The sequence below is a fragment of the Rhodococcus sp. M8 genome (assembly GCF_015654185.1).
Classification (GTDB): domain Bacteria; phylum Actinomycetota; class Actinomycetes; order Mycobacteriales; family Mycobacteriaceae; genus Rhodococcus; species Rhodococcus aetherivorans.
Map to the genome: position 1 here is coordinate 4,419,107 of NZ_CP064065.1, position 25,293 is coordinate 4,444,399.

Genomic DNA, 25,293 nt, shown 5'->3' on the forward strand with positions numbered 1-25,293 from the left:
CGCGAGCCCCGCCGATCCAATACGTTGACCTCATTTGTCACGCAGACACCATTGATCACAGGAGTATCAGGGAAGACGCGTTTCGGTCACCCGGCCGGGAGGAGAGCTCATGAGGGTGGTCCGGTCGGCAACGACGTTCTCCTCAGCGCTGCTGCTCGCGCTCGGCTGCGCGGTGCCATTTGCCGCCACCGCTCAAGCGGAACCGTGCGGGGGCTCCGGGTCCGGAAGCAGCGGCTTCGGCAGCAGCAACCCCGGTGCCGGGACGCCGCAGGGACCGCTGCCTACGATCACCTCCGGGCCCACCCGCACCGTCGCCTGGGTCACGGGACCGCGCAGCCCGAACCGGACCGACACCCGCTTCTCCGTCTCGGGCACCGACCTGGGAATCATGTGGGACAACGGCGGGACCGGCCCAGGCCGGCAGGTGCTCGCGGCCTTCGGAGACACCTTCGGTGACTGCTCGGTCGAGGGCGACGAATGGCGCCGCAACATCCTCATGCGCAGCGGCGACACCGAGCTGTCGGACGGCATCGCCGTGCCCGACCCCCGACCCGGGGATCGCTACTCCGGGGCGCCGGTGCTCTCCTCCGACCCGAACTTCGCCCGCGAGGTCCTCGGCAGCGTCGGCATCGACAGGGTCGAGACCACCGTCGTGCCCACCGCCGGCATCTCGGTCGGCGGCACGCAGTACATCAACTTCATGTCGGTGCGCGCCTGGGGCGAACCGGGCGAATGGCGGACCAACGCCTCGGCCGTCGCGTACTCGACCGACAACGGTGAGACATGGACCGTCGACCCGGCCACCGCGCGGGTGAACACCCCCGTCGAGGTCCCCGGCGTCCAGCAACTGGCGACGGGCAACAGCAACTTCCAACAGCACGCGTACGTGAAGCACGAGGGCTACGTCTACGACTTCGGCACGCCCAACGGGCGCTTCGGTCCGGCCCACGGCTCGCGCGTGCCCGAGGCGCAGATCCGCGACCTCACCGCCTACGAGTTCTGGACCGGCACCCACTGGATCCTCGGCGGGATCGATGCGGCGGTCCCCGTCGTCGACGCCCCGGTCGGCGAGATGTCGGTGCACTGGACCGGCAGCACCTTCGTCATGCTCTACGGCAACGAGGAACGCGGGCAGATCGAGATGCGCACGAGCGCGCGGCCGGAGGGGCCGTGGAGCGCGCCGCGGGCGGTCGTCACCAGCGCGCAGATCGGCGGCCTGTACGCGCCGTACATCCACCCGTGGTCCAGCGGCGACGACCTGTACTTCGTCGCGTCACGCTGGAGCGACTACAACGTCATGCTGCTGCGCACGACCGTCGCGGGATGAGCCGCCCGTCCGGGCTCAGCCCCCGTGACGGATCGTCTCGCGCGGCTCGGCATAACGGACGGTCTCGTACCCGATGAGGACGAGCAGCACCGCCACCAGGATGCCGAGGGTCGCCAGCGCCGGGACGTGCCCCACCACGGGAAGGAGTGCGAGCAGGACGACCGCCGTCGTCGCCCGGGGAACCTCGACGCGACCGGTCGCGTAGGCGCGGAAGAACACCAGGGCGAGGAGATAGAGCGCGGCCCCGCCGTACAGGCCGGCCAGCGGCCAGCCCTGGAGGGGATCGGTGAGCCGATGATGGTTCCCGTCCCCGACGTAGGCGAGGATCTTCTTCAGGCCCAGCGAGAGCATGACGATTCCGATCACCATCGGCAGGTGGGCGTAGCTGTAGCAACGCTGGGCGATCCGGATCAGCCGGGTCCCGGTCGCCGCGTCGAAGACCTTCTCGACGGCCAGGGACGTGACGTCGAAATACGCCCACCACAGCAGCGCCGAGACGGACAGACCCAGCAGTGACGCGACGATGATCGCCCAGGAGATCGGCAGCGCCGCGACGCCGATCCCGATCGAGACGATCGACTCACCGAGGGCGACGATCACCATGAGTCCGTGCCGCTCCGCGAAGTGGCTCACCGAGCGGAGCCGCCACCCGGTGCCCCCAGCCAGGGTGCCGAGGTAGTCGCCCGCCAGGGCGAGGATCCACAGCACCGTCTGCGCGGGTCCGGACAGCTGCGAGGCGATCAGCAGGAACGCCGTTCCCGCCAGCATGCTCGGAAGGAATCGGAGCACCTGCCGCCGCAGCTGCGGATCGTCCCGGCTCAGGACGAGGAACGTCGACAGGTGGATCAGGCGCACGGTGAAGTAGCCGACCGCGAAGATCACCGGTCCGTCGAGGCCACCCGGCATGTCGTCGAACGCCTCGGGAATCGTCAGGGCGACGACGAACACGGCCCCCATCGCGGCGAACATCACCACTCGCATGAGGCCCTCGTCGGCGCGGGCGAGATTGCCCAGCCACGAGTAGCCGACCCACACCCACCACAGCACCGCCATGACGAGGGCGGCGCGCAGCACGTCGACGCCGCTGGTGTCCACCGCCATGAGGTCGGTGACCCGGGTCAGGGCGAAGACGAACACGAGATCGAAGAACAACTCGATGGGGGAGGCGGAGGAACGTTCGTCCACCGCTCGGACCTGCAGGCGTCTGCCGATGCTCACGCCGGAGATGCTGTCACCACCCGAGACCGCTGTCACGCCCGACGGTTCCGGCCCTCGCCGCAGGCCGGGAGCGGACGGCTGCCGGGTGCCGGGGCAGGTCGAGCCCCGTCCCTCCAGGCCGCATCGGTAAGCTGATCCCCTGGACTTGCACCCAAGACCCCGGAGGTTCGCCAGCGTGGCACTCGTCGTCCAGAAGTACGGAGGATCCTCGGTCGCGACGGCCGAGCGGATCCGGCGCGTCGCTGAACGGATCGTCGAGACCAAGAAGGCGGGCAACGACGTCGTCGTCGTGGTCTCGGCGATGGGCGACACCACCGACGAGCTGCTCGACCTCGCCCAGCAGGTGTGCCCGGCGCCGCCGGCGCGGGAGATGGACATGCTCCTCACCTCCGGTGAGCGGATCTCCAACGCCCTGGTCGCGATGGCGATCCACTCGCTCGGTGCCGAGGCGCGGTCGTTCACCGGCTCGCAGGCCGGCGTGATCACCACGAGCAGCCACGGCAACGCGAAGATCATCGACGTCACCCCCGGCCGCGTCCGGGCCGCGCTGGACGAGGGCAGTATCGTCCTCGTCGCCGGCTTCCAGGGCGTGAGCCAGGACAGCAAGGACATCACCACCCTCGGCCGCGGCGGCTCCGACACGACCGCCGTCGCCCTGGCCGCGGCGCTGAACGCCGATGTCTGCGAGATCTACACCGACGTCGACGGCGTCTTCACCGCCGACCCGCGCATCGTCAAGGACGCGCAGCGGCTCGAGAAGGTCTCCTTCGAGGAGATGCTCGAGCTCGCGGCGTGCGGCGCGAAGGTGCTCATGCTGCGCTGCGTCGAGTACGCCCGCCGCTACAACGTGCCCGTGCACGTTCGTTCGTCGTACACCACCAAGCCCGGCACCATCGTGTCCGGATCGATGGAGGACATCCCCGTGGAAGAGGCTCTGATCACCGGCGTCGCGCACGATCGCGGCGAGGCCAAGGTCACCGTCGTCGGCCTGCCCGATACCCCCGGTTACGCCGCGAAGGTGTTCCGCGCCGTCGCCGACGCCGAGATCAACATCGACATGGTGTTGCAGAACATCTCCAAGGTGGAGACGGGCAAGACCGACATCACCTTCACCCTGCCCAAGGGCGACGGCCCGCGCGCCGTGGAGCTGCTGAGCAAGCAGCAGGAGGAGATCGGCTTCACCCAGGTGCTGTTCGACGACCACATCGGCAAGGTCTCGCTCGTCGGCGCCGGCATGAAGAGCCACCCGGGCGTCACGGCGAAGTTCTGCGAGGCCCTCGCGGGTGCGGGCATCAACATCGACCTCATCTCCACGTCGGAGATCCGTATCTCGGTCCTCGTCGACGACACGGAACTCGACGACGCGGTGCGCGCCCTGCACGCCGCGTTCGAACTCGGCGGCGAGGAAGAAGCCGTCGTCCACGCCGGAACGGGACGGTAATCGCTGTGACCACTCTCGCTGTCGTCGGTGCCACCGGACAGGTCGGCATCGTCATGCGCACCCTGCTCGAAGAGCGCAACTTCCCCGCCGACCGGGTGCGGTTCTTCGCATCTGCCCGCTCCGCCGGCAAGAAGCTGCCGTTCCGCGGTGAGGAGATCGTCGTGGAGGACGCAGCGGCGACCTCCGACGAGGATCTGAAGGGCATCGACATCGCCCTGTTCTCGGCCGGAGCGACCCTCTCGCGCGCGCAGGCGCCGCGGTTCGCCGCCGCCGGCGCGACCGTCGTCGACAACTCCTCGGCCTGGCGCAAGGATCCCGAGGTTCCCCTGGTCGTGAGCGAGGTGAACCCGCAGGAGGCGAAGAACCCGCCCAAGGGCATCATCGCCAACCCGAACTGCACCACCATGGCCGCGATGCCGGTGCTCAAGGTCCTGCACGACGAGGCCGGACTGCAGCGGCTGATCGTCTCGAGCTACCAGGCCGTCTCCGGCAGCGGCATCGCCGGCGTCGACGAACTGCTCGGCCAGGCGCGCGCCGTCATCGGCGACGCCGAGAAGCTGGTGCACGACGGCAGCGCCGTCGACTTCCCGGCCCCGGACAAGTACGTCGCGCCCATCGCGTTCAACGTGCTGCCGCTGGCCGGCTCCCTGGTCGACGACGGCAGCGGCGAGACCGACGAGGACCAGAAGCTGCGCAACGAGTCCCGCAAGATCCTCGGACTGCCGGACCTGCTGGTGTCGGGTACCTGCGTGCGCGTGCCGGTGATCACCGGCCACTCGCTGTCGATCAACGCCGAGTTCGAACGTCCGCTGTCGGTGGAGCGCGCGAAGGAACTGCTCGCGAACGCCCCCGGCGTGCGGCTCGTGGACGTTCCGACGCCGCTGCAGGCCGCGGGCCAGGATCCGTCGCTGGTGGGCCGGGTCCGTCAGGATCCGGGTGTGCCGGAGGGCCGCGGTCTCGCGCTGTTCGTCTCGGGGGACAACCTCCGGAAGGGCGCCGCCCTCAACACCATTCAGATCGCCGAGCTGCTGGTGTAGGTTCTTCGCCCCCGAGGGGGAGGTTGCCGCGACACGTCGCCGGCAACCTCCCCCTCGTCGTTCTCGGTGGGGCGTCGACGCATGGGCGCGGCGTTACTCGTGCCGATTTCGCCGGCAGAGACGATCGGGACGCGTGTGTGTCCTCTGACGAGACCGGATGATCGGATTCGTCGAACGACGGCCGGTTCCCCTGAGCGAGCATGAGGTGGTCGTTGCTGGCGCCCGCTGCGATCATCGGCCAGACCAGGGCGGTGTCGTCGACGATGAGGTCGACGACGACGGGACGGTCTTCGATGGCGCGTGCGCGATGGTCTCCTCGAGATCCGCCTCGTGTTCGCAATGCAGCCGAGCGCTTCGGCGAGGAGGGCTAAGTCCGGGATGCGCCGCGAATGGGTGGCGAGGTCGACGCTCGAATAGCGGCCCTGGTAGTGGATTTGCTGGAGTTGCCGGACCATGCCGAGGTTGCCGTTGTTGATGATCGCGACCTTGGCGGGGATGCCTTCGACGGCGGCGGTGGCCAGTTTCCTGGTTGGTCATCTGGAAACATCCGTCACCGTCGATCGCCCAGACCTCCCGATCCGGGGTGCCGAGTCTGGCGCCGAGTGCGGCGGGAACGGTGTAGCCCATGGTGCCGAGGCCGCCGGAGTTGAGCCAGGTGCGGGGCTTGTCGTAGGTGATGAAGTGTGCGGCCCACATCTGGTGCTGTCCGACTCCGGAGAGGTAGATCGCGTCCGGGCCCGCCGTGCGTCCGATCGCATCGATGACGCGTTCGGGCGCCAGTGCGCCGGTGGGCGGGCGGGTGTAGCCGAGGGGGAAGGTGTCGCGTAGTCGGTCCAGATCGGCGTACCAGCCGGTCGGATCGGGTGCGGGAGGGCAGGCTGGGCGGGCGCGGATGTGGCGTATCAGGGAGCTGATCGTTGTCTTGCAGTCGCCGACGATCGGTACGTCGGCGAAGCGGTGCTTGCCGATCTCGGCCGGGTCGATATATCGACGTGGATGACCCGGTCGTCGAACCGTGCGTCGAGTGCGATCAGCAGGTCACTGCGTTGCAGGGCGGCGACGGCGGCGACGGTGCCGTGCATGCAGGGCATGCCGTAGTGCAGTCGGTGATTGTCGGGAACGCGCCGCGGGCCATGTGGGTGGTCACCGACGGGGATGCCGGTCAGCTCGGCGAGTTCACGCAGTTCGTTCGAGGCGTCGGCTTTGATCACTCCGCCGCGGACGTAGAGCACCGGGCGTTCGGCTGTGGCGATCAGGTCGGCTGCGGCCCGGAGCTGCTTGTCGTGGGGTTGCGTGATGACGTGGTGCCCCGGTAGCTGTCGTTCCGGGGGCCAGGTGAAGGTGGTGCGGGCTTGCAGGACGTCCTTGGGAATGTCGACGAGCACCACGCCGGGTCGGCCGCTGGAGGCGATGTGGAAGGCGTCGGCGAGGGCTCGGGGGATCTCGGCCGGGTCGGTGAGCAGGACGTTCGGGACAGCTTCGAGACGCAGAACTGTCGTAGGAACGTACGGGTCGCGAAATCCACTTCATCGATCGGAGTGGTGGTCACCATCGCCAGAAGGCGTTGGTAGAACACCGCGGGGGTGAGGCCGAATTCGGGAAGGATGTACTCGTCTCCTCCGCCGAAGGGGGACCATTTGACGGCGAATGCCAGCAGGGTGCGATCGTCCGGGCTCACGCTTGCTCCTTCCGGCTGTGGTGGGCGGTCAGGTCAGGTCGGTTGTGGTGAAGCCGCATTCGAGGATGTTCTTGACTGTGGTGAGGAAGCGGGCGGCGTCGGCGCCGTCGACGATGCGGTGGTCGTAGGTGATCGACAGGTAGGCCATCGAGCGCACGTCGATGCGGAGTTCACCGTCGGCTCGGATGGGGATCAGTCGTTCGACGACGGCACCGACGCCGAGGATGCCGGTCTGGGGCTGGTTGAGGATCGGGGTGTCGAACAGGGCGCCGCGGCTTCCTGTGTTGGTGAGGGTGAAGGTGCCGCCGGTCAGTTCGTCCGGGGAGATGGTGCCGGTGCGGACGCGTTCGGCCTTGTCGGCGATGGCCCGGGCGAGCCCTTCGATCCCGAGATTCTGGGCATCCCGGATGACCGGCACCATCAGCCCTTTGTCGCTGTCGACGGCGATGCCCAGGTGGCAATGGTCGAAATAGGTCACCTCGGTGACCTCGCTGTTCAGCGAAGCGTTCAGAATCCGGTGCTGCGCGAGCGCGTCGACGGCGGCCTTGGCGAAGAACGGCAGGAACGAGAGCTTGATGCCGGTGCGGTCGTAGAACTCGTCCTTGTGGGTGGTGCGCAACCGGGCGATGGCGGTGACGTCCACCTCGAACACCGTAGTCAGCTGGGCGGCGGTTTGTAGCGACTCGACCATTCGCCGGGCGATGGTGCGGCGGATGCGGGGCAGCTTTTCCACTGTGGTGTCGCCGGTCCCGGGGTCCTTCGGTTGTGGGGCAGCGTCTTTCGGTGTGGGGGGCGGTGCCGGGGGCGACGGCCGCAGGGGAGGAGCCGCCGCCGCCGGCGCCACCGGCGCCGCCGCGGCCGGGGGTGCCGGATTCGCAGCAGGCGCCGGGATGGGTGGCTCAGGGGGTGTATCCACCGATCCGGTGTCCGGTTCGGCGATGACGGCCAGGTCGGCGCCCACGGCGACGACGTCGTTCTCCTCGGCGAGGATGCGTTGCAGGACACCGGTGACGGGGGAGGGGATCTCGGTGTCGACCTTGTCGGTGGCGACCTCGAGCAACGGTTCTTCGGCGGTGACGTGGTCGCCGGGTTGTTTGAGCCAGCGGGTGACGGTGCCTTCGTCGACGCTGTCGCCGAGGGCCGGCATGCGCACGGTGGTGCCGGTGAGTTGTCCGGTGGTCATGGGGGTCTCTTCTGTTTCCGGTGATGTGTGAACGGTGCCGGGTCAGGGGAGGAGGTCGAGGGCGGCGGCGACGATGCTGTCGGTGTCGATGCCGTGGTAGCGGTAGACGTCGTCGAGGCCGCCGACCTGCCCGAACTTGCTGACGCCGAGGCAGGTGCTGCGCACCCGGTTGATGCCGGCGAGGAAGGCGAGGGTGTGGGGGTGGCCGTCGAGGACGGTGACCATCGGGGTGGCGCGGTCGGCGGGGAAGAGCTGATCGAGGATCCAGCTTTCCCCGGAGCCGCGACCCTGGCGGGCCTGCCAGGCCTCGAACAGCAGTCCGGGGCTGGTGAGGCACAGCACGTCGGCCGGCGCACCGGAGGCCTCGAGCCGGTCCGCGGCGGCGAGCGCTTCGGTGATCATCGCGCCCATCGCCACGATGGTGACCTGCGCGTTGTCGCGGCGCCGGATCGGGTAGCCACCGGCGACGACCTGGCGGCGGCGGCGTTCGCGGGCGGCCGGGTCGGTGGGCACGGCGGCGAGGGTCTGCTCGACCGGGCGGGTGGACAGCCGCAGGTACGCGGAGGTGCCGTCGGGGCGGCCGAGCCGGGCGAGGGAGGCGAGCAGGGTCCATTCGACGTCGAGCGCGAAGGCCGGTTCGTAGCTGATGCAGCCGGGTTGTTCGAGTCCGATCGAGGGGGTCTTGATGGACTGGTGGGCGCCGCCTTCGGCGGCGAGGGTGACGCCGGAGGGGGTGCCGACGAGGATGGACTGTCCGCCGGCGTAGATGCCGTACGACCAGGGCTCGAGGGCGCGTTCGACGAACGGGTCGTAGAGCACCCCGATGGGCAGCAGCGGCTGGCCCCAGCGGCTCCAGGTGGCGCCGAGTTCGCCGATCAGTCCGACCAGGTTGGTTTCGGCGATGCCGAGTTCCATGTGCTGGCCGGTGGGGCGTTCGTTCCAGTGCATGATCGTTTCGGCGTCGTCGGCGAACCAGTTGTGCCGTTCGGCCGCCGACCAGACCCCGACCTTGTTGACCCAGCCGCCGAGGTTGGTGGTGGAGCTGACGTCGGGGCTGACGGTGACCACCCGCCCGGCGGCGTCGGGGGCTTCGCGGGTCAGGTCCAGCAGGACCCGGCCGAGGGCGGCTTGGGTGGTGGCGGTGCCCTTGGGGGTGCGGCCGATATCGGTGGGAATCGTCAGGTTCGGCAGCGCCGGGGTCGCGTCGCGCCGCAGCCGATCGGCGGTGCTCTGGCACAGCTGTCCTGCTGAGGTGTCGGCCGTGAACCGGCCCCACGGGTGCTGCGGGTCCATTCCCAGGGTCGAGGCCAGTTGGGTGTATTCGTCGACGGTCAGCAGCGCGGAGTGGTTCTGCGGGTGGCCTTCGGTGGGCAGGCCGTAGCCCTTGATGGTGTAGGCGATGATCACCGTGGGGCGGGTGTCGTCGATCTGCCGGTACGCCTCCGAGAGGGCTCGAAGATCGTGTCCGCCGAGGTTGCGGACCGCGGCGGTGAGTGTCGCATCGTCGAGGGTGGCGATCAGCTCGGCGATCTGCGTGCTGCCGGGGCCGTCGCCGGGCAGCCGGTCGCGGACCTCGGCCGGGGTGCAGCGCAGCAGCCGCTGGTATTCCGGATTCGGCATGTCCAGGATGCGGGTGCGCAGCGCATCCCCGCCGGGTCGGGCGAACAGTTCTTCGAGCAGCGTGCCGAATTTGACGGTGACGACCTGCCAGCCGGCGGCGTCGAACATCTTCTCCAGGCGGCGGGCGGCGATGTTGGGCACCACCCGGTCCAGGGACTGGCGGTTCAGATCGACGATCCACACCACCTCACCGAGGTCGGTGATACCGGGATCGAGGATGGCCTCCCAGACCGCGCCCTCGTCGAGTTCGGCGTCGCCGACCAGTGAGTACTGCCGGCCCCGGCCGGTGTCGCCGAGGTGGGTGTCGACGTAGCGGCGGGCCATCGCACCCCAGATCGGGGCGGTGGCGCCGATCCCGACCGACCCGGTGGAGTAGTCGACCGTGTCCGGGTCCTTCGACCGGCTCGGATACGACTGCAGGCCCCCGAACTCGCGCAGGGTGGTCAGGTACTTCTCGTCCAGTTCGCCGAGCAGATAGTTGATGCTGTGCAGCACCGGGGAGGCGTGGGGTTTGACCGAGACCCGGTCCCCGGGCTGCAGGTGCTCGAACCACAGGGTGGTCATGATCGAGACCATCGACGCGCAGGACGCTTGATGGCCACCGACTTTCAGGCCGGTGGGGTTGGGGCGGACCCGGTTCGCGTGGTGGATCATCGAGGTCGACAGCCACAACACCCGCTGCCGGATCGCCTCGAGGGCGGCAAGGTCCTCGGACGCACCGGTGTGGTCGGTGGGGTGCGGGGTCACGGAGTCGAGGGACACGGGCAGGGACATCGGAATTCTCCTTGAAGACAACAACGCGGAACCGGGCAGGACTACTGCATCAGGTGCCGAGGGGAGCCGGCTCGGCCGGCGACGGATGAGACGCGGCCGAGCGGCGAAGGAATGGGGATGCCCACCGGATTGTGTCTGGGAGGCTGCCCGACCTGCGGGGTGTTACAACAGTCCACCAGCGGGTGTCTGTTTGCGCAATACTGGAACCGAAAATTGAGCATTATGCACCCCGCTGGCGGGTGTGGACGAAAGGGAGGTGGGCACTGTGCCAAGCACACACCGAGCCGACCGGATCGACGCGCGAATCCTGACCGTCCTGTCCGACGACCCCCGCGCCACCGTCCTGGCGGTGGCCGAGCGAACAGGTCTGTCCCGCAACACCGTTCAAGCACGTTTGAGCAAGCTCGACGAGGCGGGGGCGCTGCGCTCGTTCGAACGCCGCATCGACCCGGCAATCCTCGGGTATCCGCTGCAGGCGTATGTGCTCACCAACGTCACCCAGCGCAAACTCGACCGGGTCGGGGCCGCACTCGACGCGATACCCGAAGTTCTGGAAGTGCACGGCCTCAGCGGCGTCGCCGATCTGCTCGTCCACGTCGCAGCCCGGGACGCGGACGATCTGTACCGCGTCGCCGGGGACATCCTGAATATCAAGGGCGTCAAACGCACCACGACGGCCTTGGTGATGCGCGAAATGGTGGACTACCGGGTCCGACCACTGCTCGACACGCTCGCGGAGTAAGTAACCCACGATCACTCCCAGCGGAGGCACTCGGTGTGCTCGAGGCGCGGAAGCCGCTCGAACCACGGATTCTGCCCCGGGTAGCCGATGTTGACGACCAGCAGCGACCGCCACTGCCCGTCGGGGAAGAAGTCGGCATCGAGTGCGGCGGCGTCGAAGCCGCTCATCGGCCCGGCCGCCAGACCGCGGGCCCGGACGGCGAGGATGAAGTAGCCGGCCTGCAGCGCCGCGTTCAGCTGGGCGGTGGCCGACCGGACTGCCTCGTTCGATTCGTAGAGCGGCCCGAGTTCGGGCTTGAACGGCAGCAGCGTGCCCATATGGTCGTGGAACCGGGTGTCGACGGCCAGGATCGCAGCGGCCGGAGCCGAAGCGGTCTTGGCCTTGTTGCCGTCGTTCATGTGGGCGACCAGACGATGACGCCCGGACTCGGTGCGTACGAACACCACTCGCAGCGGCTGAGTATTGGCCCCGGTCGGTGCCCAGCGTGCCAGCTCCCAGATCTCGGTGAGGTGTTCGTCGGACACCGGGATGGGTGCGAAGGTGTTCGCGGTCCGCGCCGCGGTGAACAACGCCTCGAGCGCCCGGTCTTCGACAGGCTCGAGCCGGTGGGGTGCAGGGTTCTCGACGGTGTCGGTCACGGCAGTCCTCACTGATCTTGTGTCTGGCGAGAGCGGTGAAAGGCGTTGGCATAGTCGATGTACCAGTCCAGAGCGTCGGTATCGGCGACGGTGGCCCGGTTCAGTGCAGTCTCCGGCGGGGCCCCTTGGATGAGCTTCTTGATCGGCACCTCGAGGCGCTTGCCGGTGCGGGTGGTGGGTACGGCCGGGACGTCGACGATCTCGTCGGGCACGTGGCGGGGGGAGACCTCGGTGCGGATGGTGGTGCGGATCGTGTCGACGAGAGCGTCGTCGAGGTCGTATCCGGGGTGGAGTACCACGAACAGAGGCATGTGGTAGCCGCCGTCGGGGAGTTCGGCGCCGATGACCAGGGCATCGGCGATCTCGGGGAGGGCTTCGACGGCCTGGTAGATGTCGGCCGAGCCCATCCGCACACCGCCGCGGTTGATGGTCGAATCGGAGCGGCCGTGGATCAGGCAGCTGCCGCGGCCGGTGACGGTGATCCAGTCGCCGTGCCGCCACACTCCGGGAAAGGTGTCGAAGTACGCGTCGTGGTAGCGGTGACCGTCGGGGTCGTTCCAGAAGTAGATCGGCATCGACGGCATCGGCGCGGTGATCACCATCTCCCCGACCTCGTCGATCACCGGGTGTCCCTCGGCATCCCAGGCCTCGACGGCGACGCCGAGGCACGGTCCCTGCAGCTCGCCCGTGTACACCGGCTGGAGGGGATTGGCGCCGACGAATGCGGTGGCCACATCGGTGCCGCCGCTGTCGGATCCGAGATGCACATCCGGTGCGATCTCTCGGTAGACCCAGGCCCAGGTGGAGTCGGGCAGCGGGGAGCCGGTGCTCATGATCGACCGCAGGGAGCCGAGGTCGAAGTCCTCACCCGTTGTGGCGCCGGCCTTTTCGCACAGGGTCAGGTAGGCGGCTCCGGTGCCGAAACGGGTGACGCGTTCCTTACCGCAGATACGGAACAGGGTGTCGGGGCCGTCGGCGGTGGGGCTGCCGTCGTAGGTGACGATGGTCGCGCCGGTGACCATGGCGTCGACGAGCATGTTCCACACCACCCATGCGGTGCTGGCGGCGATGAACACCCGATCGGTGGGGCCGAGGTCGTAGTGCAGGGCGTTGGCCTTGAGGGATTCGAGCAGGATGCCGCCGTGGGAGTGCACGATGCCCTTGGGCAGTCCGGTGGTGCCGGAGCTGTAGAGGATCCACAGGGGATGGTCGAACGGCACCTGCTCGTACCGAGGTTCGGCGTCACCGGTGATCAGCTCGGCGAAATCGAGGACACCGACGGGAAGCGGTGCCGTGCTGTCGAGGTGGCGGACCATGATGGTGTTTTCGACGGTGGGCAGGTGGGCCTGCAGCTCGGCGAGCAGGGCGCGGCGGTCGACGGTCTTGTGGTTGAACCGGTAGCCGTCGACGCCGATGAGCACGGTCGGTTCGATCTGGGTGAACCGGTCCAGCAGTCCCTTGAGACCGAAGTCCGGTGCGCAGCAGGACCACACCGCGCCGACGCTGGCCGCGGCAAGCACCGCGACCACGGTCGGCGCGATGTTCGGCAGCACCGCCGCGATCCGGTCGCCGGGGCGCACCCCCATGGCGCGGAACTGTGCGGCGAGACTGGCGACCTGGGACACCAGCTGCGCCCGCCCGATCTCGGATCGGTGGCCGTCCTCGTCGAGCGAAATGATTGCCGGGCCGTCGGCGTCGATGTGCCGTAGCAGGTTCTCCGCCCAGTTCAGCCGCGCCCCGGGGAACCACTGCGCCCCGGGCATCTTGTCTGCGGCCAGCGCGGTGGAAGCGGGAACCGAGGCGAGGACGTCGAAGTACTCCCAGATCGAGGACCAGAATCCCTCCGGATCGGTCACCGACCATTGCCACAGCGACCGGTAATCGGTGGTGCTCACGTTCTTTTCGGTGGCGAGCCAGCGCTGGTACTGCGACATCCGGCAGGAGGCGACCCGCTCGGCAGCGGGAGACCACAACAGTTCGGGCTCGGGACCGGACATCGGTGGGTGTTTCCTTTCGGCTGGTATGCCACCCCGGCGACCGAGGTATGCGCTGGTAAGCGCACAGGTGTCGGTCGTCGGTCGCCGGGACGGCGTCGATTCAGCGGGACAGGAGGGTGCCGACGGCGCGGGCGAGCTCGTCGGCCGGAGCGGCGGCGCGCCCGGCGCTGCGCCAGGCGACGTGGTTGTCGGGGCGGACCAGGATCGCCCCGTCTTCTGCGATCTCGCGCAGTTCGTTCCACCGGCCGGTGGGATCGGTGTAGTCGGCGCCGTCGGCGATCGTGACGACCTTGATGCGGATCCCGAACTTCTCTTCGACCGTGTCGGCGGCGGTCACCCATGCCTCGCTCTGGGCACCGGTGACGAGCACGAAGGCGGTATCGGTTCCGGTGAGATCGTGGGTGGAGATCCGCCGGCCGTGGTGTTCGATCCAGGCGTGGGGGAGGCGGTGTCCGGGACGGGTGGTGGGGAAGTACACGCTGCCCATCGGGTCCCGCGGCGGAGCGTCGCTGCCGTCGGGCACCAGGGCGCCGTCCTGGTAGGCGAAGCCGATCTCGAGGTCGTGCGCCTGGAACTCGGTGCGCTGGGTGTTGGCGACCTCGAACGCCCGCGACCGGCGGGTTTCGCCCATGGGGGTGTCGGAGAAGAAGTCGCGGAACACCTGGGTGCGAAGCTCGAGGGGCTGATCGGGGCTCAGGCCGAGGCCGGCGTCGATGACCATGTGGTTGAGGAAGGTGAACATGGCCCAGTCGACGTTGCGCATGCCCACCAGGCGCCGTTCCGGCTCGTAGGTGTCGAGCAGTGCGGGCGAGGCGTCCCCCCGCAGGACGGCGGCGAGTTTCCACACCAGGTTGTGGGCGTCCTGGATCGCGGTGTTGAGCCCGAGACCGGTGGTCGGGGGGTGCCGGTGGGCGGCGTCCCCGGCGAGGAAGATCCGCCCGACCTGGTACTTGTCGGCGAGTACCCCTTCGAGGATCCAGTGGCTGACCTTGTGCACCTTCGGTTCGAGGTCGGGCAGCTTGAGCAGTTCCCGCAGCCGGGGAACGATGGCCTCTTCGTCGAAGCGGTTGGGGTCGTCCGGGCGGAAGGTGAAGTGGATGACGAACTCTTCCGAATGCTTGCCCCAGGTCGGTCCCATCGCGGCCATGGCGCCGCTGTGCCACGATCCGGCCCCTTCCGGGTTGACCAGCCAGGTGATCAGCACGTCGTCTTCCCAGTACTGCGACAGATCCGCGGTGAAATGGGTGCTGACCATGTCCAGGATCCCGGTCGGGCCTTCCAGCGTCACCCCCAGTTCGGGGCCGACGGTCTTGCCGCCGTCGGCGGCGACCAGGTACTGGGCGTGGACGGTGTAGGTCTGCTGCGTGTCCCGGTCGAGGATGACCGCATCGACGCCGTCGTCGTCCTGGGTGAACGAGACCAGTTCCCGGTGGAAGTGGATCGAGCCCGGTGCGCGCTGCTCGGCGTGCGCGCGCAGCAGCGGCTCGAGCCGCACCTGCGGGTAGTTGCTCGACAGGCACGGGCTGTCGTCGGCGTACTTGTTCTCGAGGCCGCCGCCTCCGAAGGAGTCGAGGGTGAACAGGGTGCGGCCGTCGAGTTCGCCGTCGCCGCCCAGGGAGGTCACCCAGCGGGTCTTGCCCATGTTCTTCGGCGGCGTGCCGACCTCGTAGATCGAGTCCGCGACGCCGTACTGCCGGAGCACCTCCATGGTGCGCTGGTTGAGGTAGTGGGCCTTCGGCAGCGGCGAGGTGCCGGTGTGCCGCTCGACGAGATGGTGGTCGATGCCGTGCTCGGAGAGCAGGATCGAGGTGGTCAGGCCGCAGCCGCCGCCGCCGACGACGAGTACGGGAACGGTGATGTCAGACATGGTGCGTGCTCCTGGAAACGGTGGTGAGGGGGTGGGGGCGGCTGGTGGCGACGAAGCGGTGGCGCATCTCGCCGATGCCCTCGGCCCGGCTGACGAGTTCGTCGTCGGTGCCGATGAGGCGTTTGGGCTCGCGGGTGAAGCCGATGCCCGCGGGGGTGCCGGTGAAGATCAGATCGCCGGGACGCAGCGGCACGATCGACGACAGGTAGGACACCAGGACGGGGATCGGGAAGATCAGATGCCGGGTGCGGGATTTCTGCATGAGTTCACCCGAGAGCACGGTGCTCACCTCGACGTCGTCACGATCGGCGAACTCGTCGGGGGTGACCAGCACGGGTCCGATCGGCGCGAAGCCGGTGAAGGACTTGCCGAGGGCGAACTGCTGCGGCGGTGGTCCGGACAGCTGCAGCTCGCGTTCGGAGAGGTCCTGACCGAGGGTGAGGCCGGCGACGTGGTCCCAGCCTTGCGAGACGGGGACGTGGCGGGCGTGTTTGCCGATGACCGCGACGAGTTCGACCTCGAAGTCCACCGAGCCGCCGGGGTGTTCGATGGTGTCGTACGGTCCGGCAATCGCGGCGGGGAACTTCGTGAACACGAAGGGCGCATCGGGCAATTCGAGACCGGATTCTTCGACGTGATCGGCGTAGTTCACGCCGACGGCGAAGATCTGGCCCGGCCGGGGAACCGGAGCGTGCAGCTCCGATTCGATCACCGAAGCAGCATTGGAGAAGTCCACTGTCCGGGCCCACGAGACGAACTCGTCCCAGCGCTCGAAAATCTGCTGGGGATCCGCAGGGAAGCGCCCGGCGCTGGCGGTTTCGACGTCGACGCCGCGTCCGTCCGCGACGAGGATGAGCCGGCCGGATTGATTTGCCACACGCATGAGAACGAGTCCTTCGAGAGACGATCGAGTGTCGGTATCGGTAGAGGCCGTCGGGTCAGCTGGTGAGCGCGACCATCGGATCGGGCAGATGGGGGCTGGTCTCGAGAGCCCAGGCATGGGTGGTGATCTCCGAGACCGGGGTGCCCATCGCGAGCGCCTCGCGCATCAACTCGGGGACGAACGACACACCGACGGGGTTGTTGCCGTATTCCGGCCCGTGCATGTACTCGGTCGCCTCCTCCGGTGTGGCGAAGTTGTCGATCTGCAGTTCGACGAAATTCCCGTCCGGGTCCTGGTAGTACAGCGACGTGGTCACCCCGTGCTGGATCGGCACCTTCGGTTCGATGCCCTTGTCCTTGAGCCTGTCGTACCGGTCGAGCAGATCCTGCAGGGTGTCGAAGGTGTAGGCGGTGTGGTGCATGCCGGCGGCTCCGGGGTTGCGCGGCGCCAGTTCGACGGGGGCGCCGAGCAGAGCAACGCGGTGATGCTCCTCGTCGAAGGTGATGAAGCACAGGCCGTGGCCCTCGTAGACCACGTGAGCGTCGAGGACGGTGCAGTACCAGTCCCGCATCTCGTCGAAACGACTGGTCTGCAGCACAACGTGAGCGAACTTGGGGGTGGAGGTCATCGGTGTCTCCTTCGGAGCTGAACGTGGTCGTCGGTGCGAGACCTCGAGCGAATCCGGGCGGACCTCCACGTGGGCCGCTCGGGCAACAGCGTGCTCCGGACGGGAACGCTGCTGTCTGTGGAAGCGACGGCGCTGCCGGGACGGATTCTTGATGTGGTCTCTGTCGTGTGATCTGTTGCACAATTCCATCCGATGTCGCCTTGTGCGGCTACGGGCTGGAAGCCAAGAAATCCGGACAGAGTTGGTCTGGAGCCCAATAGAGTCGTCTACTCACCGTGCCCGGGGTCGGATCGGAAGGATGCCGAAGTGCCGCATTGGACATATGAGCTCTCGGGAGCACGTGCACCCCAGGCCGAGGACGAGTGGCTGAGCCCGGATGCCGAGCGCGTCAGGGAGGCTCTCGGGGGCGGGGCGGTGACCTGGGCGGTCGAGGTCGGTCAGGACATCGCCGCCAGGATTGCCCAGAAAATACCGGCCCTGGCGGACGCGGCGGCTGTCATGGAGGCGGTGCGTCGTGCCACCACCTCCACCACGCTGCGCGCACTGATGTTGGTGGCCGGTCTCGGCGAGCCCGAAGCCACGCTGGCCAGTGCCGAGGTGGGCGAGATCGCCCGGGACTTCGCTCGTCGAGGTATGGCCCTCGACGATCTGCTGCGTGCCATTCGCGTGGGGTACGCCGTGCTGGCCGCGGCCCTGCTCGACGCGGCGCGCCTTGTGCTTCCGCCCACGGAGAGCAGTGCCGAACTTCGGCGGATCTCGGTGTTGCTCTTCGAGGTGCACGACGACTTCACGGCCGTGGCTGCCTCGGCCTTCATCGAGGAGCAGAGTGTCTGGGCGGCGGGGGTGTCTGCAGCCCGATTCGATCTGGTGAACCAGATCCTGGGCGCCGAGGACGTCGATCGGGTCCACGCCGAGAAGGTTCTCGGCTATGCGCTCGCCGGCCCCCACATTGCACTCGTCGCGTGGAGCGGACCGCACTCCATCCGGGATCTGCGTGCCGTCGTCGACACCGTCCTGCGGCAGCGAGGCGTCCCGTCGGCCTCGTTGGTACTACCGGTCGGGCTCCAGACGGTATGGGCATGGGGAACCATGACCTCCGGGAGTTCGCCGCACCGGTATGCGCTACCCACGTTCGACGATGCGTTCGTCGTGGTAGGGGAGACGGGCGTCGGGGTGGAGGGCTTCCGTCGAAGCCATGCCGAAGCCAAGGCGGTCGAACGGCTGATCCGCCTTCGCCCGGGTCAGGGTCCCTGCACCGTGGCCCACGAACACGTCGCACTCGAGGTGTTGCTCCTGTCGGATCCGGACGCGGCAGAACAGTTCGCATCGCGGCTGCTGGGCCCACTCGCGCAGCGCGAACCTCGCATGGCAGAGCTTCGGTCGACGCTGCGCCGCTATCTCGACATGGATCACAGTCTGTCCAAGGTGGCTGCGGCAGAGCATATCTCGAAGAACACGGTGACCTATCGCGTGCACAAGGCGTTGAATCTGTGTGGTCATTCGGGGGAGACGACCACCGACCTGCGTGCCGCGCTCCGCATTCACGAGTGGCTTCGAGGAGATCCGCTCGCCCGAGAATAGCGCTCGGCGGTACCGGCATCCTGCGTCCGCAGGTTGGTCTGGAAACCAAGGTTGGTGCGCAACCTTAGGCTGCGCACCAATGCGCAAGGCGCAACCCGTGCGGTCTACTTGTGTCCTAGAACACAGCCGGCCACCGCGGTGAGAGCAGTCGAAGCGGGTCCCGGCGCCCCATCCTCCAGACCCGCGGCATGTCCCGCGGTCGATCGAAGGACACGTCCGTTGACCTCGCTCCAGGAAACATTCAAGAACGTGATGGCGCACGTAGCCACCCCCGTCGCCGTCGCAACCTCCATGGACGGCGGGCTGCCTGTCGGCACCACCGTCAGCGCCTTCCTCTCGCTGTCGATGAACCCTCCGATGGTCCTCGTCTCCCTCGACCGGGGGTCCGAAACCCTCGAACTCGTCACCGAGTCGCGCAAGTTCGGCCTGAACATCCTGTCCAGTGACCAACACAGCGCCGCCCTGAAATTCGCCACCAAGAACGGCCTCGGCAAGTTCCACGGGGTCCGCTGGGACATCGACCACGACCTGCCCCGGATCACCGGTGCGGCCGGATGGGTAGCTTGCACCGCCGAACGGATCCTCGAAGGCGGCGACCACATGATCGTGCTGGGCACTGTCGTCGCCGCCGAGCAGCGCGACAGCGACCCCCTCACCTATCACCGCCGCACCTTCGGCACCCACTGCGCGCTGGAAATGGTGTAACCGGACAGTGCCGGTCGGCAGCGTCTATCGCTTCTGCCCTGTTCCCCAGCGCCGAATACCCTCGAAGAGAGGAAAGTCATGACCACTTCCGTTGCATATGCCGCTCTCCCGCGGACACCGTGGTCGACTGCAGCCGAGGGCATGCGCGCCCTGGCACGAGGCGAACTGATCATCCTGCGGCACGGTGCTCGTCTCGTGCTCGTCGGATGTGCAGGCACCGTGACCGCCGAGCAGATGGCCTTCGTCATTCGACACAGCACGGGATTCGTCCAAGTGGCCCTCCACGAGCGGGACTGCGACCGGCTCGGTCTGCCCGAAGCCACTCCGAGTTCGCGCGCACCGTCGGTGTGCGCATACGGCCAATGTGTTGCCGTCGACGCTTCGGCCGGAGTCACCACCGGTATCTCCGGGTCAGATCGGGCTCTCACCGCCCGCGTGCTCGCGGATCCCCGCTCGAGCGTCGACGACCTCAGCAGGCCCGGGCACCTCGTCCCCGTGCGGGTCGATCCGCGTGTCCTGTGCGAGCGACAGACAGTCGCCGCCTGCGCGCTCGCGCTGACCGATCTGGCACGGCCGGAATACTCCGGTGCGGTCTTCGCCGAACTCGACGGCATCAGCGACCCGGTGAACACCGCCGGTCCCCACGACGCCGAGGCACTGGCCGACAGCTACGACCTCACCCTCGTAGCACCCGACGAGCATCACGAACGCTCCCGCTGACCGCCACCCTTTTCCGAATCTCTTCCGATCCAGCCGATGTCGCGCACCCGAGGTGTGCGGTGCCGGCGTGGGTCAGCTCTCTGCGATCAGTTCGACCACCCCCATCCCGAAGCGAGGAAACCATGGACATCACCGCCGATCAACTGATGAGCCGCGTCAACGACCTGGTGCCGGTCTTGGCCGAACGCGCCCAGAAAACCGAGGAGAACCGAGCGCCGCTCGACGAGACGATCACCGACCTGATCGACTCGGGGATCCTGGCGACGCTTGCACCGAAAGCGTACGGCGGGCTCGAACTCGGTCTCGATGTCGCAGCGGACATCGTTCGTGCCATCAGCGCTGTGTGCCCGTCGACGGGGTGGGTCACCTCCTTCTACATCGGCGCGGCATGGCGCGTGAACATCTTCCCCGAGCAGGCACAGCGGGAGATGTTCGCGGACAAGCCCTACACCCTCACCGCCGGCACTGCCGCCCCGCTGCGCGGAGTGCAGAAGGTCGAGGGCGGCTACCGGATCACCGGCCAGACCGCCTGGAACTCCGGTTCCGCCCACGCCGAATGGTTCACCTTCGCAGGAGTTTCCATCGAGGAGGGGCGCCCGCCGGCGCCTTTGTGGTTCCTCGTTCCTCGCAGTGAGGTCAAGATCCACGACACCTGGTACATCTCCGGCATGGCCGGGACCGCCAGCAACGACGTCTCCGTCGAGGACGTGTTCGTCCCCGACTACCGGACCGGCCCGTTCGACCTCGCCCTCGCCGGCACGGCCCCCGGCATGCTGATCCACGAGAACCCGATGTACCACCTGCCGTTCCTGCCCTTCGCGATGGCGGAGGTGACCCCCGTCGTCGTCGGCGCCATGCGGGGGGCGACGAACGCCTTCGTCGACCGCACCCGTCAACGGCAGGGAACCTTGAGCCAGGAGAAGGCCGCCGGCAAGCAGGCCGCCCAGATGCGGCTCGGCCGTGCCCTTGCCGCGGCGGACGCCGCAGAGACTCTCCTGCACGCCTTCTTCGAACGCCTCACCGCACAGCGTCCCGAGCAGTCGGATCCGCAGGACCGGGCCGAAATGAAACTGAAGGCGGCGTACATGACCGACCTGTGCCGCAATGCACTCAACGACATGGTGCGCGGCATCGGCGGCGACGGATTCCGCACCGCCTCGCCGATCCAGCGCTTCCATCGCGACCTCAATGTCCTGGCGGTACACGCCTTCCTCGACATCGACACCGCATCGGAAACGATGGGTCGCTTCACCCTCGACCTCCCCGTCGCCGACCCGCTGCTCTGACACACCCGAATCGGTCCACCCACACGCCTCCAGGTGCGCGACGTACGAGCACCTTCACCGCAACGGAAGTGAACGCCATGACATCGGACACGACCTCCCACGATCTCACCGCCCTCGAGATCACTCGCAACCTTCTTCATGCTGCGGACACCGATATCGCGCGATTCTTCGGTTACTTCTCCACGGACTGCATCTTCCGCATGGGGAACAACGACCCGGTCGAAGGAAGCGAGGCGATCCAGCAGTGGGTGGCGTCCTATCTGGGATCGGTCGCCGGAATGCGGCACGTCATCCTCGAAGAATGGTCCGACGGGAACGTCACCGCCCTGCGCGTGGACGTCACGTACACGATGAACGACGGCACCACGTTCACCCTTCCCGCGGTCACCCGCACCCGCATCGAGGACGGGAAAGTGACCGAGTATCTGATCTTCATGGATCCCAGCCCGGTCGTCGCCGCGCGCTGACACCGAGAGGCGGCTGCTGCCGCAGACCTACCGGTGGCAGCCACCCGACTCGGTGACGCCACATCGCCCCACCCTGCGCATCCCCCACGCCCCGTCGTACTCCACGATCGCGTACGGGGTGGAACATCTCGAAAGGAACCACCGTGAACCATCCCACCAGTCGCGAGCCGGAACAGGACTCGGTCGGCCCCGAGTCGTCGTCGACGAACGCCGCCACGGCGATCGATGTGTCGTCGCGGCGACCGGTGGTGATTTCCGGCGCGGGCCCGGTAGGGATGATTCTCGCGCTCGAACTCAGCCTGCACGGGATCCGCAGCGCCCTCGTCGAACAGGCTCCGCAGACGACCCGCTTTCCGAAGATGGACCTGACGAATGCGCGCAGCATGGAGCTTCTCGACCGGCTCGGTCTCGTCGACGACATCCGGTCGGTCGGCGTCGCCCCGGAGCACTCGCACGATGTCGTCTTCTGCACCTCGATGGCAGGCCGGCAGGTAGGCCGCTGGAAGTACCCCAGCGTCGACGAGATGTCCGAGTGGATCGCGTCCAGGAACGACGGCACCACACCGGCGCACGCCTGGCAGCGGGTCACCCAGATCGAGGTCGAAAAGCTGCTCATGCGCCGCTGTCTCGCAGACGAGAACATCGAGGTTCTCCGGCCCTGGCGCGTTACCGCCGTCACCCAGGACGACAGCGGTGTCCGGATCGAGATCACCTCCCCGGTCGACGGCACCGTCCACACACTCGCGGCGGACTACGTCGTCGGATGTGACGGCGCCGCCTCGGTCGTGCGCCGCGCCATGGGGCTGACCATGGAGGGCGAGCGCGGCGTCATCACGTTCTGCCAGGTGCATTTCAAGTCCCGGGATCTCGAAACCCTGCACGTGCACGGCCAGTTCTGGCACACCTTCTTCGTCGGCGGCGGAGTCGGCGCGATCATCGCCCAGGACGAACGCGACACGTGGACGCTGCAGACCAGCGCCATCACCGACGGTGTGCGGACCGAAGACATCGACAAGCAGGAACTGCTGGACGCGGTCTGCGGCCGGCACCTCGACGTCGACGAGGTCCTGCAGAGCAGTGTGTGGCACGCGAACGTACTCGTCGCCGACCGGTACCGCCTCGGTCGGCTGTTCGTCGCAGGCGACGCCGCCCACGAGGTCATCCCGACCGGCGGATACGGACTGAACACCGGCATCGCCGATGCCGTCAACCTCGGATGGAAGCTCGCCGCAGTCATCCAGGGATACGGCGGCAACGATCTTCTCGACAGCTACGAAACCGAGCGTCGACCGGTCGCGGTCATGGCCCGGGACTGGTCGTTCCGCCATCTCGGCGTCCACGTCGAAGCCCAGCAGCTCGTCGACCGCGAACTCGTCGAAGCCGACACCGCCGAAGCAGACGAGCACCGGAACGCCCTGGAGGAGTACTTCGCTTCCCACACCGGTGAGCACGAGAGCTTCGGCGTGGAAATGGGGTATGTGTACGCCTCGCCGGTGATCGTCCGGGACGACAGTCCTGTCCCCGACAACGACGGTTCGACCTACATCCCCACCACTCTTCCCGGCGCACGCGCACCGCACGTGCGGCTGCCGGACGGCCGGTCCATGCTCGACGCCTACCGCGACACGTTCACGATCGTCAGCTTCGTCGGCAAGGACGCCGCGACGGAACTGGTCGATGCTGCAGCCGCGGCGAACACGCCCATTCGAGTGCTCGCGGTGGACGACGCCACGGTGCGCGCCGTCTACGAGGCCGATCTCGTACTCGTGCGGCCGGACGGTCACGTGGCGTGGCGCGGAAACAGCATTCCCGAGGATGTGTCCGCGCTGATCGGGTCGGTCACCGGTCGAGTCGACACATCCGCGTGCTTGGCCACTACTTCTGTTCGAGGACCACAGTTTTCGTGATCGGGGACCGTCCCTGGGTCGACGCCGTGACGTCGGCGAACTCGTCGGCGAGGTAGGCGCTGCTGCCGACGAGCATGATGAGCGCGCCCGCGATCCACGCGGTCCAGGCCGCGCCGTCGCCGGCGAACTGCCCGATCCACGGCGAGATGAACAAGATCAGGCCGACGACGGACAGGGACCAGTGGTCCTTGGTCGGATCCCGGGCGATCAGCGACCACAGGGCGTAGATCGCGGCGATGGCGCCCAGGCCGAGGGTGACGCCGGAGCCGACGGCGGTGGTGTCGAACCAGATCGACGCGGTCATGGTGACGATGCCCAGGATCAGGGCGATCGCTCCGGCGAGTGAGTTCGAGATCTTCATGTGCGTCCCTCTCTTCGAATCGCTACATGTTGCGTAGCTACATATAGTGTAGCGCTATTGTAGGATTGTCGTAAGTCGAGACAGCGGACAGGAGGGGGCGCATGCGGCAAGGTGAGGGGACTGCCACGCCGGAGGAACGCATCGCCGACGCCGTGCTCGAGCTGCTGCGTCGCAAGGGGCCCAAGGCGGTGACGATCGAGGCCGTGGCCGCACACACGGGCATGGCCCGCACCACCATCTACCGCCGCTACCGCGACCGGGACGAGATGCTCACTGCGGTGATGGAGCCGATCGCGCAACCGTCGCCTCCCGCGCCGGATGCCACCGCGCAGCAGGTGCTGACGTGGCTGGCCGAGCAGTCCCTCCGTTCGGTCGACGGGGGCGTCGGCTTCGGCGGCCTCGCCGCGCTGGTGACCGATGCGGATCCCGCGTTCACCGGTCTCATCCGCTCGGTGCTCGTGCGCCACCGCAGCACCTTGACCGAGGTCGTGCGACACCACATCTCGCGGGGACTGGTGCGAGCCGACCTCGACGTCGAAACATTTCTGGACTGCATCGTCGGTGCCTACTTCGCGGAACGGGCCCGGAGCGGTGACATCGACGCCAACTGGAACGAACGGGTCTCGCAGACGCTGCTGCCCGCGTTCGCGCAACCGTGAGCCGTCCTGGAACGAGCGAATGTACCCTTCCCCCTTGTAGATCGACGGAAGGGTACATTCGCTCGGCTGCAGGCGGCGGCCGCTAATCGAACATGCGGTAGACCGCCTCGACGACGACGGCGGGCCGCTCGCTGCCCTCGAGCTCGATCATGCCGTCGATCGTGATCTGCACGCCGCCCTTCGGCAGCTTCTCGAGCGACTTCAGCGTGGCGTTGAGGCGGACCTTGCCGCCGGCCGGAACGGGGTTGGTGAAGCGGACCTTGTTCAGGCCGTAGTTGACGGCCATGGTCACGCTGTCGACCTTCAGCACCTCGCTCCACATCGGGATGATCAGCGAGAGCGTGAGGTAGCCGTGGGCGATGGGGCCGCCGAAGGGGCTTTCCTTCTTCGCCCGTTCGACGTCGAGGTGGATCCACTGGTGGTCGTCGGTGGCGTCGGCGAAGGTCTGGATGCGGTCCTGCTCGACGGGCAGCCACGAGCTGACACCGAGCGGTTGCCCGATGAGTGCCTCGAGATCGTCCAGGGTGGCGACGTGGGTGGTGGCGGTGGCGGGAATGGTCATGGGAACTCCTCG

23 protein-coding genes and 1 pseudogene are annotated in these 25,293 nt (G+C 67.8%); 11 read left to right on the forward strand and 13 right to left on the reverse strand.

What is annotated here, in order from left to right; genetic code table 11:
* The first annotated feature begins 109 nt into the window (after window positions 1-109).
* Window positions 110-1,327: a DUF4185 domain-containing protein gene (locus tag ISO16_RS19975; RefSeq protein WP_072634117.1), complete on the forward strand. Its 1,218-nt coding sequence runs from the start codon at window positions 110-112 to the stop codon at window positions 1,325-1,327.
* A gap of 15 nt (window positions 1,328-1,342) precedes the next feature.
* On the opposite strand, the gene ISO16_RS19980 is transcribed toward ISO16_RS19975, so the two are convergent.
* Window positions 1,343-2,545 carry a low temperature requirement protein A gene (locus tag ISO16_RS19980; RefSeq protein WP_072634195.1) on the reverse strand — a complete coding sequence of 401 codons (1,203 nt, stop codon included), beginning with the start codon at window positions 2,543-2,545 and terminating at the stop codon, window positions 1,343-1,345.
* Between the two features lie 175 nt (window positions 2,546-2,720).
* Here ISO16_RS19980 and ISO16_RS19985 point away from each other — a divergent pair, with 175 nt between their 5' ends.
* Window positions 2,721-3,986 carry an aspartate kinase gene (locus ISO16_RS19985; RefSeq protein WP_006932606.1) on the forward strand — a complete coding sequence of 422 codons (1,266 nt, stop codon included), beginning with the start codon at window positions 2,721-2,723 and terminating at the stop codon, window positions 3,984-3,986.
* A 5-nt stretch (window positions 3,987-3,991) separates the two neighbouring features.
* The gene (locus tag ISO16_RS19990; protein ID WP_072634118.1) at window positions 3,992-5,023 is read left to right on the forward strand and encodes an aspartate-semialdehyde dehydrogenase; all 1,032 of its coding nucleotides are present in this window, start codon (window positions 3,992-3,994) and stop codon (window positions 5,021-5,023) included.
* Here ISO16_RS19990 and ISO16_RS29100 read toward each other — a convergent pair.
* The 5 genes and pseudogenes from ISO16_RS29100 to ISO16_RS20005 all read right to left on the reverse strand — a co-directional run bounded on the left by ISO16_RS29100 (window position 4,999) and on the right by ISO16_RS20005 (window position 10,278).
* Window positions 4,999-5,478 carry a hypothetical protein gene (locus tag ISO16_RS29100; RefSeq protein WP_442800802.1) on the reverse strand — a complete coding sequence of 160 codons (480 nt, stop codon included), beginning with the start codon at window positions 5,476-5,478 and terminating at the stop codon, window positions 4,999-5,001. The genes ISO16_RS19990 and ISO16_RS29100 overlap by 25 nt on opposite strands.
* A 97-nt stretch (window positions 5,479-5,575) precedes the next feature.
* Window positions 5,576-5,719, reverse strand: a pseudogene (locus ISO16_RS29105) (thiamine pyrophosphate-dependent enzyme); the annotation flags it as partial.
* 206 nt (window positions 5,720-5,925) lie between these two features.
* Window positions 5,926-6,411 carry a hypothetical protein gene (locus ISO16_RS29110; protein WP_072634120.1) on the reverse strand — a complete coding sequence of 162 codons (486 nt, stop codon included), beginning with the start codon at window positions 6,409-6,411 and terminating at the stop codon, window positions 5,926-5,928.
* 318 nt (window positions 6,412-6,729) lie between these two features.
* Entirely contained in the window at window positions 6,730-7,884 is a 1,155-nt protein-coding gene (locus ISO16_RS20000) for a 2-oxo acid dehydrogenase subunit E2 (protein ID WP_072634121.1), read from the reverse strand.
* A 42-nt stretch (window positions 7,885-7,926) separates the two neighbouring features.
* Window positions 7,927-10,278, reverse strand: coding sequence for a transketolase-like TK C-terminal-containing protein (locus tag ISO16_RS20005; protein WP_072634122.1), 2,352 nt, complete (start codon window positions 10,276-10,278; stop codon window positions 7,927-7,929).
* 265 nt (window positions 10,279-10,543) lie between these two features.
* Here ISO16_RS20005 and ISO16_RS20010 point away from each other — a divergent pair, with 265 nt between their 5' ends.
* Window positions 10,544-11,020: an Lrp/AsnC family transcriptional regulator gene (locus tag ISO16_RS20010; protein WP_072634196.1), complete on the forward strand. Its 477-nt coding sequence runs from the start codon at window positions 10,544-10,546 to the stop codon at window positions 11,018-11,020.
* Between the two features lie 11 nt (window positions 11,021-11,031).
* Here the strand turns inward: ISO16_RS20010 and ISO16_RS20015 are convergent, their stop codons facing one another.
* The 5 genes from ISO16_RS20015 to ISO16_RS20035 all read right to left on the reverse strand — a co-directional run bounded on the left by ISO16_RS20015 (window position 11,032) and on the right by ISO16_RS20035 (window position 17,033).
* Complete coding sequence (locus ISO16_RS20015; protein ID WP_006932624.1) at window positions 11,032-11,658, reverse strand: malonic semialdehyde reductase; 627 nt, start codon at window positions 11,656-11,658, stop codon at window positions 11,032-11,034.
* An 8-nt stretch (window positions 11,659-11,666) separates the two neighbouring features.
* Window positions 11,667-13,655, reverse strand: a complete 1,989-nt coding sequence (locus tag ISO16_RS20020) for an acetoacetate--CoA ligase (protein ID WP_072634123.1) — start codon at window positions 13,653-13,655, stop codon at window positions 11,667-11,669.
* Between the two features lie 100 nt (window positions 13,656-13,755).
* Window positions 13,756-15,522, reverse strand: a complete 1,767-nt coding sequence (locus ISO16_RS20025; protein ID WP_072634124.1) for an FAD-dependent oxidoreductase — start codon at window positions 15,520-15,522, stop codon at window positions 13,756-13,758.
* Window positions 15,515-16,405 (reverse strand): fumarylacetoacetate hydrolase family protein, encoded by an 891-nt coding sequence (locus tag ISO16_RS20030; protein WP_072634125.1) that lies wholly within the window; start codon window positions 16,403-16,405, stop codon window positions 15,515-15,517. The genes ISO16_RS20025 and ISO16_RS20030 overlap by 8 nt, the downstream gene beginning before the upstream one ends.
* A 55-nt stretch (window positions 16,406-16,460) precedes the next feature.
* Complete coding sequence (locus ISO16_RS20035; RefSeq protein ID WP_029547159.1) at window positions 16,461-17,033, reverse strand: VOC family protein; 573 nt, start codon at window positions 17,031-17,033, stop codon at window positions 16,461-16,463.
* Window positions 17,034-17,339: 306 nt separating this feature from the next.
* Here ISO16_RS20035 and ISO16_RS20040 point away from each other — a divergent pair, with 306 nt between their 5' ends.
* The 6 genes from ISO16_RS20040 (at window position 17,340) to ISO16_RS20065 (ending at window position 23,699) form a co-directional block, all read left to right on the forward strand.
* Entirely contained in the window at window positions 17,340-18,614 is a 1,275-nt protein-coding gene (locus ISO16_RS20040; RefSeq protein ID WP_072634126.1) for a PucR family transcriptional regulator, read from the forward strand.
* Between the two features lie 252 nt (window positions 18,615-18,866).
* The gene (locus ISO16_RS20045; RefSeq protein WP_072634197.1) at window positions 18,867-19,319 is read left to right on the forward strand and encodes a flavin reductase family protein; all 453 of its coding nucleotides are present in this window, start codon (window positions 18,867-18,869) and stop codon (window positions 19,317-19,319) included.
* 78 nt (window positions 19,320-19,397) lie between these two features.
* Window positions 19,398-20,039 (forward strand): 3,4-dihydroxy-2-butanone-4-phosphate synthase, encoded by a 642-nt coding sequence (locus ISO16_RS20050; protein WP_072634127.1) that lies wholly within the window; start codon window positions 19,398-19,400, stop codon window positions 20,037-20,039.
* A 122-nt stretch (window positions 20,040-20,161) separates the two neighbouring features.
* Window positions 20,162-21,325: an acyl-CoA dehydrogenase family protein gene (locus tag ISO16_RS20055; protein ID WP_072634128.1), complete on the forward strand. Its 1,164-nt coding sequence runs from the start codon at window positions 20,162-20,164 to the stop codon at window positions 21,323-21,325.
* Window positions 21,326-21,402: 77 nt separating this feature from the next.
* Window positions 21,403-21,792 carry a nuclear transport factor 2 family protein gene (locus ISO16_RS20060; protein ID WP_072634129.1) on the forward strand — a complete coding sequence of 130 codons (390 nt, stop codon included), beginning with the start codon at window positions 21,403-21,405 and terminating at the stop codon, window positions 21,790-21,792.
* A 143-nt stretch (window positions 21,793-21,935) separates the two neighbouring features.
* Window positions 21,936-23,699, forward strand: coding sequence for an FAD-dependent monooxygenase (locus tag ISO16_RS20065; RefSeq protein ID WP_083662385.1), 1,764 nt, complete (start codon window positions 21,936-21,938; stop codon window positions 23,697-23,699).
* Here ISO16_RS20065 and ISO16_RS20070 read toward each other — a convergent pair.
* Window positions 23,668-24,060, reverse strand: coding sequence for an SPW repeat domain-containing protein (locus ISO16_RS20070; protein WP_072634130.1), 393 nt, complete (start codon window positions 24,058-24,060; stop codon window positions 23,668-23,670). The two genes, ISO16_RS20065 and ISO16_RS20070, sit on opposite strands and share 32 nt — an antisense overlap.
* A 101-nt stretch (window positions 24,061-24,161) precedes the next feature.
* Between ISO16_RS20070 and ISO16_RS20075 the strand changes: the two genes are divergently transcribed.
* Window positions 24,162-24,719, forward strand: coding sequence for a TetR/AcrR family transcriptional regulator (locus tag ISO16_RS20075; RefSeq protein ID WP_072634131.1), 558 nt, complete (start codon window positions 24,162-24,164; stop codon window positions 24,717-24,719).
* Between the two features lie 82 nt (window positions 24,720-24,801).
* Here the strand turns inward: ISO16_RS20075 and couM are convergent, their stop codons facing one another.
* Window positions 24,802-25,281 (reverse strand): p-hydroxycinnamoyl-CoA hydratase, encoded by a 480-nt coding sequence (couM, locus tag ISO16_RS20080; RefSeq protein WP_072634132.1) that lies wholly within the window; start codon window positions 25,279-25,281, stop codon window positions 24,802-24,804.
* Between the last annotated feature and the right edge of the window lie 12 nt (window positions 25,282-25,293).

What these genes read in the sequence shown, in the direction of transcription:
- ISO16_RS20050 (WP_072634127.1), top strand. Translation starts at nt 19,398, where the DNA reads ATGACCACTTCCGTTGCATATGCCGCTCTCCCGCGGACACCGTGGTCG.
- ISO16_RS20075 (WP_072634131.1), top strand. Translation starts at nt 24,162, where the DNA reads ATGCGGCAAGGTGAGGGGACTGCCACGCCGGAGGAACGCATCGCCGAC.
- ISO16_RS20000 (WP_072634121.1), bottom strand. Translation starts at nt 7,884, where the DNA reads ATGACCACCGGACAACTCACCGGCACCACCGTGCGCATGCCGGCCCTC.
- ISO16_RS20030 (WP_072634125.1), bottom strand. Translation starts at nt 16,405, where the DNA reads ATGCGTGTGGCAAATCAATCCGGCCGGCTCATCCTCGTCGCGGACGGA.
- ISO16_RS19975 (WP_072634117.1), top strand. Translation starts at nt 110, where the DNA reads ATGAGGGTGGTCCGGTCGGCAACGACGTTCTCCTCAGCGCTGCTGCTC.
- ISO16_RS20005 (WP_072634122.1), bottom strand. Translation starts at nt 10,278, where the DNA reads ATGTCCCTGCCCGTGTCCCTCGACTCCGTGACCCCGCACCCCACCGAC.
- ISO16_RS20055 (WP_072634128.1), top strand. Translation starts at nt 20,162, where the DNA reads ATGGACATCACCGCCGATCAACTGATGAGCCGCGTCAACGACCTGGTG.
- ISO16_RS20035 (WP_029547159.1), bottom strand. Translation starts at nt 17,033, where the DNA reads ATGACCTCCACCCCCAAGTTCGCTCACGTTGTGCTGCAGACCAGTCGT.
- ISO16_RS20070 (WP_072634130.1), bottom strand. Translation starts at nt 24,060, where the DNA reads ATGAAGATCTCGAACTCACTCGCCGGAGCGATCGCCCTGATCCTGGGC.
- ISO16_RS20060 (WP_072634129.1), top strand. Translation starts at nt 21,403, where the DNA reads ATGACATCGGACACGACCTCCCACGATCTCACCGCCCTCGAGATCACT.
- ISO16_RS20045 (WP_072634197.1), top strand. Translation starts at nt 18,867, where the DNA reads ATGGCGCACGTAGCCACCCCCGTCGCCGTCGCAACCTCCATGGACGGC.
- ISO16_RS29100 (WP_442800802.1), bottom strand. Translation starts at nt 5,478, where the DNA reads ATGGTCCGGCAACTCCAGCAAATCCACTACCAGGGCCGCTATTCGAGC.
- couM (WP_072634132.1), bottom strand. Translation starts at nt 25,281, where the DNA reads ATGACCATTCCCGCCACCGCCACCACCCACGTCGCCACCCTGGACGAT.
- ISO16_RS20020 (WP_072634123.1), bottom strand. Translation starts at nt 13,655, where the DNA reads ATGTCCGGTCCCGAGCCCGAACTGTTGTGGTCTCCCGCTGCCGAGCGG.
- ISO16_RS20025 (WP_072634124.1), bottom strand. Translation starts at nt 15,522, where the DNA reads ATGTCTGACATCACCGTTCCCGTACTCGTCGTCGGCGGCGGCGGCTGC.